The organism is Epilithonimonas sp. 33E, assembly GCF_059372615.1.
This window is the reverse complement of sequence record NZ_CM182009.1, coordinates 1,371,998-1,385,229: the sequence shown is the minus strand read 5'-3', so window position 1 is coordinate 1,385,229 and position 13,232 is coordinate 1,371,998. Positions and strand designations below refer to the sequence as shown.

9 protein-coding genes and 1 pseudogene are annotated in these 13,232 nt (G+C 34.7%); 2 read left to right on the top strand and 8 right to left on the bottom strand.

Translation table 11 applies throughout. From position 1 onward, the window contains the following. Nucleotides 1-44: 44 nt before the first annotated feature. Nucleotides 45-1,415: a RagB/SusD family nutrient uptake outer membrane protein gene (locus AC5P2S_RS06490; protein WP_494556647.1), complete on the bottom strand. Its 1,371-nt coding sequence runs from the start codon at nt 1,413-1,415 to the stop codon at nt 45-47. Nucleotides 1,416-1,439: 24 nt separating this feature from the next. Next, nucleotides 1,440-4,460, bottom strand: a complete 3,021-nt coding sequence (locus tag AC5P2S_RS06485) for a SusC/RagA family TonB-linked outer membrane protein (protein WP_494556646.1) — start codon at nt 4,458-4,460, stop codon at nt 1,440-1,442. 635 nt (nt 4,461-5,095) lie between these two features. Here AC5P2S_RS06485 and AC5P2S_RS06480 point away from each other — a divergent pair. Together AC5P2S_RS06480 and AC5P2S_RS06475 are read left to right on the top strand one after the other, a co-directional pair. After that, nucleotides 5,096-5,431, top strand: coding sequence for a hypothetical protein (locus AC5P2S_RS06480; protein WP_494556645.1), 336 nt, complete (start codon nt 5,096-5,098; stop codon nt 5,429-5,431). 254 nt (nt 5,432-5,685) lie between these two features. After that, nucleotides 5,686-6,177: a hypothetical protein gene (locus AC5P2S_RS06475; RefSeq protein ID WP_494556644.1), complete on the top strand. Its 492-nt coding sequence runs from the start codon at nt 5,686-5,688 to the stop codon at nt 6,175-6,177. An 18-nt stretch (nt 6,178-6,195) separates the two neighbouring features. Here the strand turns inward: AC5P2S_RS06475 and AC5P2S_RS06470 are convergent, their stop codons facing one another. The 6 genes and pseudogenes from AC5P2S_RS06470 to AC5P2S_RS06445 form a co-directional block, all read right to left on the bottom strand. Beyond that, nucleotides 6,196-7,818 (bottom strand): type I restriction-modification system subunit M, encoded by a 1,623-nt coding sequence (locus tag AC5P2S_RS06470; RefSeq protein ID WP_494556643.1) that lies wholly within the window; start codon nt 7,816-7,818, stop codon nt 6,196-6,198. Nucleotides 7,819-7,821: 3 nt separating this feature from the next. After that, nucleotides 7,822-8,892 (bottom strand): AAA family ATPase, encoded by a 1,071-nt coding sequence (locus AC5P2S_RS06465; RefSeq protein ID WP_494556642.1) that lies wholly within the window; start codon nt 8,890-8,892, stop codon nt 7,822-7,824. 3 nt (nt 8,893-8,895) lie between these two features. Then, nucleotides 8,896-10,101 (bottom strand): restriction endonuclease subunit S, encoded by a 1,206-nt coding sequence (locus tag AC5P2S_RS06460; protein ID WP_494556641.1) that lies wholly within the window; start codon nt 10,099-10,101, stop codon nt 8,896-8,898. Then, nucleotides 10,094-10,945, bottom strand: coding sequence for a type I restriction endonuclease subunit R, EcoR124 family (locus tag AC5P2S_RS06455; protein WP_494557010.1), 852 nt, complete (start codon nt 10,943-10,945; stop codon nt 10,094-10,096). Before AC5P2S_RS06455 ends, AC5P2S_RS06460 begins: the two co-directional genes overlap by 8 nt. Before the next feature lie 33 nt (nt 10,946-10,978). After that, a pseudogene (locus AC5P2S_RS06450) lies at nt 10,979-12,289 on the bottom strand (HsdR family type I site-specific deoxyribonuclease); the annotation flags it as partial. A 15-nt stretch (nt 12,290-12,304) separates the two neighbouring features. Further along, nucleotides 12,305-13,096: a type I restriction endonuclease gene (locus AC5P2S_RS06445; protein WP_494556640.1), complete on the bottom strand. Its 792-nt coding sequence runs from the start codon at nt 13,094-13,096 to the stop codon at nt 12,305-12,307. Nucleotides 13,097-13,232 lie beyond the last annotated feature (136 nt).

The following is a 13,232-nucleotide window of genomic DNA, read 5'->3' as shown; positions in this document are numbered from 1 at the left end:
CGCAAACCCAGTATGATATGATACAGATGAATATTGTAATAATTCTAATAACCATTGTTCTGTGGATTTAATGCAGGATTAATCATAAGTTCCTTTTCAGGAATTGGTAAATATTTAAAAGTACTTTTCCAGGAAGGTTTGATGCTAAGTATCTTCTGATCTAATTTGTCAAAGTGTTTTAGATCATAAAAACGCTGTCCCCATTCAGTAAAGAGTTCGTAGCGTCTTTCCTTAAGCAGGATTTCAAGCAAAGCATTTTTATCCGTGGCAGTAACTGAAGGCAGATTGACTCTATTTCTAATCATATTGAGATCCGCCAATGCCTGAGCAGTCTGTCCTTTTTCAAGATAGGACTCTGACCTGATGAGGTACAGTTCCTCAACCCTTAAAATCACCGAATATTCCAACGTAGAAGCAGTATTAGTCTGTTGCTTGTACTTAAAGGGATAATAGTAGCTCTTTTGCGAGGTGTCTTTGATTTCTCCCACCCATTTACTGCGCCTTGCATCATTGGCTTCAAAATTCGATATAAAATCTGCAGTTAAAGAAATAGAAGTAGGAGGCGCAGTACGAAGAATATAATAATTTCCTTCCTGACTGTTATAGCCCGCATCGTAAGGCATTAACTGCCATATAGCACTAGAACTGTCTTTTAAAAAAGTCTTGTCAATGGAAGTTTCCATCACATATTGAGGACTATTGATAACATCAGAAGCATACGATATCGCATCATCCCACTTCTTCTGATCGTAGGATAATCTTGCCATTAAGGCTTTCGCAGCCATTTTTGATGGTCTAACTCTTAATCCTTTGGTATAACTATCGGGTAGTATTTGAAGCGCCTCGTTGAGGTCAGCCATTGCCATCTGATAGACTTCACTTTCTGAGTTTCGACCTACTTTCTGATTAATCAAGTGATCTGTCGTTTTAATATATGGAATATCAGAAAACGTCTTCATCAGATAAATATGAATCATAGCTCTTAGAAACAAACACTCTCCCATCAATCTATCTCTTACAGTCGTACTGATCATTGGTGACTGATTCAAACCCTCAATCATTGAATTAATGTAATAGATTTGTTTGTACGAGGTTGTCCAGATGTTAAGAACCCTTGTAGAAGCTGCATTATGGGTTAATAAGTAAAAAGTCGAGACATCAGATGTTGCTGCTGAGTGTGACATCAGTTCATCAGTATAACATCCAAGATAGACGGATGTACCAGAAGAACCACCTGATAAGAAGCCAGAAGATTCAATAGTTCTGTAAACACCTGCCATCGCTGAGTTAGCTAAACCATCGTCTTTAAAGACCATATCTCTGGTCACTTGATCTTTCGGAAGACCAACATCTGTAAAATCGGAACAAGATGCTGCTGACAAAATCAACAGCAATGAAATAATATAAAGTTTCATTTTTTTAGTGCTTTAATAATTGGATTAAAAGGATAAATTCATTCCTGCAGAGATGGTGCGCAAAGGACTGGAGTAACCTGATAGGTTGAATTCAGGATCTATCCCTTTGTAGTTCGAGAACAGTAAAAGATTTTGTCCTTGTACAAAAAGTTTTACATCCATCTTGCTACCTGCAACAGAAGGAATCTTATAACTTAAGGCTACATTTCGAAGGCGTAAGCTGAAAATATCAGATACTGTCGCATCACTCAGTTTAAAGAAATTGCTCGCATTCACTGCTTGAGCATTAAATCCTGCAGTAGGCTTTTGAAACTGTGCATTAAGATTATCAGGTGTCCAATAGTCGAGATAAACTACTGACTTTGTGCCTACAGAACCAACATAACTATCTCCAGTGAACATATTTGTCTGACTCTGTTTTGCAAACTGAAAAAGAATATCCAGTCCCCAGTTCTTGTACTGAAGGTTTTGCTGAATACCACCAAACCAATACTGTTTTAGCTCTTTTATAACGGTTCTATCCAAAGTATTTATGACACCATCTTTATTGACATCTTCAAAGGTGTAGAGACCAGAAACAGGATCAATTCCCGTATAATGATAAAGCTTAAGCAAAGTAGTAGACTGACCTATTACAAAAGAATTAGCATAGGTTGAGGTTTCAAGGTTTGGAAACTCAAGCAACTTATTTTTAGGAAGCGTAAGGTTAAGAGAAGCATTCCACTTCCAATTGTTCTCACGCAAAATCTGACCACCAACTAATATCTCTACACCCTTGTTCATAACCGTAGCATCAAGGTTTGCCTGATAAGAAGCAAAGCCAGTAGTCGCAGGCAGAGGGATGCCCACAAGCTGATTAGTACTAATGTTTCTATACCAAGCACCATTCAGTGTAATCCGGCTATCAAATAATGACAGCTCCAAAGCTGCTTCTAGCTTTTTGGTTGTTTCCCAGCCAAAATCCTTATTATAAAGACGAGAAGGAATAATAGCACTATTGTTATCATAAGTACCCCCGGTCGCAGAATATGTGTTGTAAAACTGGTAGTCACCAATCTGGTCACTTCCTGTAATACCATAACTTCCACGAAGTTTAGCGTGACTAATCCACTTAACATCTTTCAGAAAAGATTCCTTAGAAAATATCCAGGCAGCACCAGCAGCACCAAAATTCCCAAAGCGTTTCCCATCACCAAACCTACTCGAACCATCTCTTCTGGCCGTCAGGTTTAGAAAGTACTTGTCTTTAAATGCATAATGAAGTCTTCCATAAAATGCCTGATAGCGGTATTGGAACTGATAACTTCCAGCAGCAGTTATAGTCGCTGCGGATGCTATATTATAGATTAATTCATCAGAAGGAAACTTAGTTCCGAATAAAGTAATATTATCAGACTTCTGATCCTGAAAACTCGCTCCTATCAATGCCTGAACTTTATGCGAGCCCCATGATTTATCATAGTTGAGTTGAGGTTCAACAATCCAGTTTTCATTTACCATATCAGCTGTTCTTAGAGAAGACCTTTCACTGCCGATATTGGATGCTGGATTATAATACGTTTTAGGGTAAATACGCTGCTCATTTCTTTGATAACGCCCATATCCGCCACTCACATTAAAGCTAAAACCAGCTCCAAACGCATAACTCAGATTAAGGTTAGCATTAAGATTTTTACCCTGTGTGGTAAAAGTCTGTGTTGCAATCGCCATCGGATTAATGAAAGTTCCGTTCTCCCAATTATATCCGCCGGAAGGTGTAAAAAGATCAGGCGCATTAGGCGCAATGTTACTATAGATTGATTTAAAATCACTAGGCGGGAGTACATTATCTTCCATTGTATAGTAACCATTAAAAGACAATCTCAGCTTTCTGTCTGTACTCTGATGTTCAGTATTAACATTAAAAGTATTTCGTTTGTATCTGTAATCACCTGGAAATACAGTTGTTTCATCCCTGTGAGATGCAGAAACCAAGATCCTTGTATTAGCATTCCCACCAGAAACACTGATCTGAGTCTCTGACTGCTCTGCCCTGTTTCCTACAAAGTATTTCTGCCAGTCCGTTTCTCTATTCTTATCCCAAGTTCCATTGATATCATATTGATTAGCAGGATAAGCCGTAATGCCGTCATTGCTGAAAGCAATAGCCCGCATCTTAAGATAATCCTGAGTAGAAATAGCCTTAGGCAGCTTAGCATATTGAGAAATTCCATATGAGGTATTCACTTTGACCTGCGTCTTTCCAGTATTACCTTTCTTGGTTGTAATAAGAACCACTCCATTCGCTCCTCTCGATCCATAGATGGCAGTAGCATCCGCATCTTTAAGAATTTCCAAAGAAGCAATATCATCAGGATTGATACCATTTAGTGGATTCATATCCCCATAAGGTAATACTGCGGCAGACAGCCCTGTTTTATATTCATTTAGAGAAGGCAGAGGTACACCATCGATCACATAAAGTGGTGCATTACCATCGTAACCAGCTGTTAAATAAGTCCTAAGACTGTTCCTACCTCTGACCTGCACGTCAAAACCACCACCCGGTGTTCCTGAGTTCTGAACAATAGTAACCCCAGGCACTCTTCCTTGCACGGCAGAGAGAACATTTCCAATAGGTTGATTTTCAATATCTTTTGCGGTAACCTTAGCAATATTGCCAGTACTCTCCTTCTCCTTAACCTTGTAATAACCAGCATTAAGAATAACTTCCTCAATACCTTTTACCTTTGTTTTTAAATTAAAATTAACAACAGACTTATTGCTGACCGTAATACGTTCATCAGCATATTCAGGATGCCTGAATAATAAAATAGGATTTTCTGACATGATCTGTAATTGATAAGTACCATTAGAAGTGGAAGTCGTAACCTGATCGCTGCCCTCTTGTGAGATAACAACACCAGAAAGAGGTTTGCCATCAGCAGTTATTGTCCCTGAAATGGTTCGGGTCTGATTCTGAGACTGAGCCTTAACAGTAATACCTGCGGTGCTCAACATAAGACCAAAGAAAATACCCCCTATTAAATAATAGGATTTTTTCATAGATTTGTAAAAGTTTTTAATTTCTTAACTGAATTAAATACTGAGCCTAGCTCGTTCCCTTTGGTCTGCAAACTGTATGGGAATGGGCTTTTTTCATTTTTATTTCAAGTTTAATAGTTTTGATTCTTCATATCAATGAAAAACTTTCCTGATGCCTTTAAGTATGAAAAAGGACTGGTGAGGCTCTAAAGCAGTGACCACAAGGCACCGGAAAGAATTTAATATGAATGAAATCTAAGTTCCCAAGTAAGCTATCGAAAGCCTCAATAGGTCGTACCCTCCTATTGTATCTATTAATCTGATACTATTTTTAGGAAGCGGGCTTAGATTTATAATGTAGAGATAAAGCGAACTGCATTGGAATAAAACGGCGTGAAACTCTACATTATCAGTATTAGAGGTACTGGTATACCTTGGAAACAGATAAGAGAGCTCACGCCTAGGTCGTGAGCTTAATACTTATCCTCTTGTTTCCTAAAAATTACCAGTTTTCTAATACAAGATTCTAAGCAATAGCTTCTATTATTCTCTGAAGTATCGCAAAGTTACATTTATAATGTAACCAAAGCAAATATAACAAAATAACGACATATACGTCGTTGAATTTGCAATTTTTTATAAATTATTTTACAGTAATGCAATATCAGAAAAAAATTTTTAGATATAAGGTAGCTGTAGGTATTATAAACAAAAAGTTGAGAGAAGCAATTTTCATCAATAATAAACCTATGACTCAAATATATTTAAATAATGATATTAAAGAAAAATATGATGTTGATTGGAACTGCGCTCGCGAAGAATCGCTTCCCAATACAACTCTGCAAAACATTTATCTTATTTGTGAATATTTCAAAATAGACATCAGTAGATATTTTACCTTAGTCAAGAATGTTAGCGAAGATGAAATTGACAAAGCAATAAATTCTAAGAGGAAGCTAATAAGACTCTATTCTATATACGAAAATTACTAAATACTGACTAGTAGTTGGGATTTTGTTTTACGTGCTAACCTCCTTGTAATAACCATCGGAACATTGATCAAGAACTTCTTCTGATTCTTTTAATAGTTTTGCTTTTTGTTGTAATACTGTTTCTTTTTATTTTGTTTTAATTTATTCTTATAATTATTAAGTTTTGTTTCACTCTGGAAAAGAATAAAATGTATTATTTTTAGAACTAAAATTATACGGCCCAAAGTAAAACAAAAATCAAACATTATGAAAGAATGTTAGAACTTGAAAATATTATTAAATTATCACACAATGACGACTATATAAGTGATATAACAATTGAAAAATTAGAATATGCAAAAAAAATATTGGTAACGTCACCAAAAAACAATAAAGAATTATATAGAGTTTTAGTGTCTATGAATTTAATCAATGCTGCATTAAAACGAAAAGAATTCAAAAGTAAAAAAGGAGACAAAGACGTATTAATTCATTACGGCTTATTGAAGCCACGTGTTTCTAGATTATTTAATAATCTAGTAGAAAACCAACAAAAATTTGAGATTGATTTTTACATCAACCAGCAAGAAAAATGTGCGTATATAGAAATAGAAGGATTACAATTCAGCTTTCATAATATAACAATAGATGAACCGCTTAAAGCTTTTATCAAATCTGATCAAAATAATCCGAAACCCTGGAAAGGTGTTCGTTTGCAAAAAATAGCAGGTGAGTTGTTTGATTATGTTACAAAAAAAGAGGCTTAAATATAAGCCTCTTTTTGATTAGTTTATTTCTGGTAAACTCAATTCTCTTAAAAATGAATTATGTAAATCAGTTGCTTCTTTTATCTTAGCATTGATTCCTTCAGGACCATATAATCTTTTATTTACTTCTTGTAAATCAATTTGCTTCTCTGCTTCTGAGGTGCTTACATAGCGCGTAATATTTAGGTTATAATCATTTTTTGCAATTTCTTCTAGTGATACTCGTCTTGAATAAAGATCTTCCTCTTTACGGTATTGATACGTATCTACAATTTTTTCAATATCTGTATCACGTAGATAATTCTGGCGTTTACCTTTTTCAAAGTAATCACTCGAGTTTATTACCAAAACATCCTCTTCCTTTTTACATTTCTTCAAGATAATAATACACACCGGAATACCTGTAGAATAGAAAAGGTTACTCGGTAAACCAATAATAGCATCAATATTATTATCCTTTAATAGTTTGGTACGAATACGCTCTTCAGCTCCACCACGAAATAAAACACCATGAGGTAAGATAATAGCCATCGTACCTTGCTTACTTAAATAATGAAAACCATGCAATAAGAAAGCAAAATCGGCTGCTGATTTAGGAGCTAAACCATAGCCTTTAAAACGGAAATCTTCGCCCATTTCTTCCGACGCATCCCATTTTAAACTAAAAGGAGGATTGGCTACAATAGCATCAAACTCCACTTTTTTAGCGGGATTGGGTTCACTTAAAATATCCCAATCGTTTTTTAAGGTATCTCCGTGGAAAATCTCAAACTCATTTGTCTTCACGCCATGCAAAAGCATGTTCATACGTGCTAAGTTATATGTGGTAATGTTTTTCTCTTGTCCATAGATTTGTCCAACTGTACCACCATCATCTACAATATTTTTACGCACATTCAATAACAAGGACCCTGATCCACAAGCGAAGTCTATCACACGATCTAAGTTTTTTTTGCGCCCAAGTTTAGGTTCTTGACCGTCTAACGTTACAATCTCTGATAAGATGTCCGATAAACGTTGTGGCGTATAGAATTCGCCTGCTTTTTTACCCGAACCTGCGGCAAACTGACCGATTAAATACTCATAAGCATCACCCAACGCGTCACTATCGGCACTGAAATCTGCAATACCTTCAGCAATTTTGGTAATAATCTTACACAGTTGTTCGTTACGGGCTTCGTACGTTTTACCAAGCTTTTCAGAGTTTAAGTTAATTTCTGAGAATAAACCTTGAAACTCTCCGCTAAAACTTTCGTTTTCGATATGTTTAAAACCAGCTTCTAGCTCTTTCAATAAATCATCACTTTGTGTGCGTGCTAATTCATAAATACTGTTCCATAAATATTTTGGTTGAATCACATAATGCACTTTTTTGCGCATCGTTTTTTCGAAGAACGAAACATCTTCGGCATTGTCTTCATACCATACAGCTAGAGGTGTACGCATATCTTCATCATTCAATTGAGGATAATCACCACGTAACTCTTTGGCTGCAGCTTGTTCATAATTAGCTGACAAGTAACGTAAAAATAAAAACGAAAGCATATAATCTCTAAAGTCATCTGCATTCATCGCACCGCGTAAATCGTCAGCTATATTCCAAAGGGTTTTACCCAGTTCTTGTTGTTCTTTTTGTGTCATCGTTTAATATTTAAACTGATATTTTACTTTTACTTTCTCTAAAAGGTCGATAAATAGTTCCTCTTCTACAGGTGACATACCGTCAAACTGTAATTGATAAGCGTTTTTATGTGAATGTGAATTTATGGTATTAGCTACATCATCCACTTTATCAGGTTCTACACCAATCTGAGAAAGTGTAAAATTAAAACCTCTTTTCCCTAAAAATGATGATATGTTTTCTAATAATTGACGAAGAAGGACAAAATGATATAAAAATAAACCTGATTCTTTTGCCTCATCTAATGTCTTTAATAAATGTAAATGAAATAAGAATACATCTTTATTAGGGTTTAATAGTTTTAATTCATCATCCTTTTTATTTAATGTAAATAATTTAGTAAGATTAGCATATCCGCTATCAGTATTTACTTCTTTCAATCGAGTTCCTAATATTGAAAATAAACCAATGTGATGAGTTGTAATGATAAATCTTTTTTTTAAATAATGCGTTTTTATAAGTTCGAAAATAGAATTGCAAGTAATGAATACATTGTGCTCATCCATACTCGAAACAGGATCATCTATATAAAAATGTGCATCTTGTTCACCTGCCCATGCGTCTAAATCAAATAAAGCTAAAAAGAAACACCAAACGAAAATACGTTCTTCTCCTCGAGATATTTTAATGGGCGTTCTATCTTCTTCAGAAATATAAAAAGATACATAATCAATTCCTTTTTCTGGATCAACATTCGTAATAAATTCAAACTTATATTTATGATTGTATAATTTCAATTTTTCATAAACATCATCCTCAGTTAATAATGAGTGAAACTGATTTAAACTACTATAGCGAATATCTAATTTAATATTTTCATTGTTATTGGGTTCATCATTATCCCATACAAATAAGTCTTCACTAAATGCATTATAGTAAACACCTAGATGTTTGTCCTCGTTGATTGATTTGGTGTGATTTTTATACTCAACAGATAATCTAGTTTTACCAGTTCCATTAAAAGCATAAATTAGAATTATATTTTCATGTAATTCGTTTAATTTCTTTGCTATTTCATTTATATTTTTTGCCATATCTTAACCCTCAATTTTTGGAAACAAGCCTTGGATCAATCCTTTTTTATGCTCTTTTAAGGCTTCTATCATTTCTCGTTGCGCTACTATCAAATCATCAATTGAAGATAAAAGTGCGGCAATCTTTTGTTGTTCTTTTATGCCAGTCATTAATACTTCTATTTCCATAAATTGACTAGATGTAATACTCATTCTATCAAATCTAGCTCCTATATTTGCAATTTTTCTTATCGCATTAAACCAATGTTTTGTTTTAAAATAGTATACATAAAAATCATTTTTTGGATTTATAAATCTAAACACTGTATATAACGGAGAAACCGCACCCGGGTAATCTTTATTATTCTTAGCAATAGGACCAACAGGAGCAAAACTAGATACACGAGGATTATAAACAAAATCCCCTGGTTCTACAATATAGTATCCTTCAATATTAGATTGATTAGCAATATCTTTATCAAAAAAATCTCTTTGATTGACTATTCCATGTTCGGCTGAATTAGTGAAAATCTGTCTTATATTGGAATTCTTGTTTTTTAAAGTAATCCTGTTCGCAATATCCCCAATTTTCTTCTCCACCCAATCTCCATCTTTTTCAAACTCAGGGAAGCGGTAGTTCGGTTGTGTTGCTCCTTCTTGTGGAAAAAGGTTTTGCATTAAGCCTTTTTTATGCTCTTCTAATGTCGTTAGTTTTTCCTCATGTCCTGCAATCACATCATCTACACTACTTAAACAAGCCGCTATTTTTTGTTGTTCGGCTGGGTTTGTAGGAACTGGTAATTCAATTTTTTGGTATGCTGAAATATAATAACGCTTATGTTCTTTAGCCTCAAATTTTATTTGAGACATAAGTTCATAGAAAAACTTTAAAGAATCATCTTCATTTTTATTTTTTAAAATTTTTATAGCGGATGATTTAACCTTAAAAGGAAAATCAACATATTTATTATCAACTGTGAAATCATCAAAAATGATTACGGGTAAATTATTGTCATATATACCATCATTTTCATCAGTATAACCAAGTATAAAACTTTTATTTGCTGTTAATACAGGAGTTCCTTTACTTATGTAATTAGTATTTTTAACTATGTATTTATCAGGTCGCTCATAATCAATTTTTTCTGATAAAGGTGATATCTGCCAACTTCCATCATTTTTAAACTCTGGAAATCTATAATTAGGTATTAATTTATTATCGTTATTCATATGCTATCAATCCCGCTATTTCTTGCCCTTCGGCTAATTGTTTTAAATAAGGAACTATATCTTCCATTAACGCTAATTCTTTTTGCGCACGTGCTTTCCACCCTAAGTCCAAATGGTCGGTCAAGTCGTTTAGTTTTTCCCCATCAAATACCTTTCTAAGTATAATAAGCTCTACAAAAGGCTTTAAAAGGTCTAATGGGATATCGTGCTTTGTTGCAATAGCAACCAGTTGTGCGTCTTGCTGTTGCTTTTTAAAGAGTTGGTAACCATCCCGTATCGCTTGCTCATCCAATGCTTCATCCAATGGCAATTGGTTGATGTAGGCAATCATCAAATCACGTTCGTCTAATAAGTTAGCACTAGAACTCAGTAAAGCAATTAACTTTTCCTTAGACATTTTTTGTTTTTTAGGGTCGCGTTGTGTGTACTCGGCAATTAACCCCATGATATAATCGTAGTCTATTAAGGAAGAAGAGAACAACACGAATTCAAAATCCAATTGCTCAGCGGGTGAATCTTCGGGTTCATCTTTTCCTTTTTCAGCTTGGCGCAGTTGCTGAGCTGTTTCTAGGTACATTCCTCTAAAGCCACGCAAAGTATCTTCGGGCATTGCGGTTTCTATTTGCTGTACTTGAGCCTCGTCTAAGTCCGTGTATTGTTCAAGCTGAGTTCTTAGCCTTTGTACTTCTTTAAATTGCTGTAAGAATGCTACTTTGGCTACTTCACCACGCAAATTACTTACTTGGTCTGGGGTACAGTCTAAGCCATGTACCGCCATAAAATCGCTTAGTTTTGTAATAGCATCTTGATACTTCTCAATGACCACCGGTGCTTCATCTACCAACCAAATTTCACGAGCTCTTCCAATATCCTCACCAGAGAATAGCGCAATCGCATCTTTTACGGCTTGTTCCTGATTTCTAAAATCCAAGATGTTACCATAAGGTTTGGTATCATTCAGTACACGATTGGTTCTAGAAAAAGCTTGTATTAAGCTGTGGTATTTTAAGTTTTTATCTACATATAATGTATTTAAATATTGTGAGTCAAAGCCTGTCAATAACATATCTACCACAATAATAATATCTATTTTATCATGATGCGGAACATCTTTGTTGCTGTATTTTTGTAATTTGATACGTCCTTGTACATCTTGATAATACAAATCGAATTCGTTGATGGTATGATTGGTTTTGTATTGCTTATTATAATCGGCAATAATTTCCTTTAAAGCCTCTTTCTTTTCTTCAGGATTCACCTTGTTGTCTGCTGCTTCCTGGACCAAATCATCCTGCAATTGTTTGATATCGGCAGCATTTTTTTGTGCATTAGCATCCCCACTTTGGGCAATGACCTGGGCTGGTGGCGAAAATACGCAAGTAATATTTAAGGGACGATAATCCTCGTCCAAGGCTTTGCGTTCCGCCTGTAGTTCTTTGAATAGTTTATAATACGCAATAGCATTGTTTATAGAAGCTGTAGCCAATACTGCATTAAATTTGCGCTGATTGGTAGCACCATCGTGTTTTTTTAGAATCGCCTCTGCTACGGCATTACGTGCCCCTGCTTCGGTGATTAACTCTTTTGGAACGCCATCCGCTTTGAAATAATCGATATGGAAGCGCAAAACATTCTTATCATCAATAGCGTGCGTTATGGTATAAGCGTGCAGTCGTTTCTCGAAAATATCTACTGTGGTTTGGTAACGCCCTTCTTGGCCATCGATTTTTTTATAAGTCGCATTATCGTCAAAAATAGGCGTACCCGTAAAGCCAAACAATTGTGCATTCGGGAAGAACTCTTTTATAGCCTTATGATTATCGCCAAATTGCGAACGGTGACATTCGTCAAAAATAAATACCACACGTTTGTCTTTGAGTGGAGCCAATCGCTCTGTATAGTTATTTTTATTTTTAGGGTCTAAAGCAATGCCTAATTTTTGAATCGTTGTTACAATCACCTTATCGGCATAGTCTGTAGATAATAAGCGACGAACTAAACTCTCCGTATTGGTATTTTCTTCAACACTTCCTTCTTGGAATTTATTAAACTCTAGTCTTGTTTGTCTATCCAAATCTTTACGATCTACTATAAACAAACATTTTTCAATATTTGGATTGCCTTTTAATAAAGTAGAAGTTTTAAAAGAGGTTAATGTTTTACCCGATCCTGTAGTATGCCAAATAAAACCATTGCCGCGGTTTTAATCAATACAATTGACAATAGCTTCAACTGCATAAACCTGATAAGGTCGCATCACTAATATTTTTTGCTCTGTTTCTACCAAGACTATATAGCGACTTATCAATTCACCCAGCGTGCATTTAGCCAAAAACTTGCTGGTAAATTTATCTAACGCATTAATTTTAATATTTTGATCATCTGCGTATTGGTAAATAGGTAAAAACTGTTCATCTGCATTAAAAATAAAATGCTGTGAACGATTATTAGCAAAATAATAGGTTTTATTACGGTTGCTCACAATAAATAATTGCATGAAACACAACAACGAGTTTTTATATCCGTTACCTGCATCATTTTTATACTCCACAATTTGTTGCATCGCTTTACGTGGACTTATCTCGAAAGTTTTAAGCTCTATTTGTACCAAAGGTAAACCATTTATAAGCAAAATAACGTCATAACGATGATTGCTGTTTTCGGTATTCAAGCGCAATTGGTTGATAACTTCAAACTCGTTTCTACACCAATCTTTGATATTAACCAAAGTATATTGTAAAGGCGTACCATCTTCGCGATAAAATGTATTTCTATTGCGTAATAATTTAGCAGCCTTAAACTCATCAGGCTGTATAATTTCTTCCTTTAAACGGTTGAATTCGCTATCACTTAACTTCACACGGTTAAGTGCTTCAAACTTTGCTTTGAAATTATTTTCTAATGATTCACGATTTCGAATATCTGGACGATAGTTATATTTTTCTTCAATTAGTTGCTTTATTAAATCATCCTCAATATGTTGTTCTTTGGTCATATTTATTTGATATGAGTAAACAGTTTTAACTTTCAAATATACAACTAGCAACCGAAATAGGAAATATCAACACTAGATAATACAGAAAATCTAAATCATTACTTTTCCTTCATATTTAATAGATCTTACTATAATT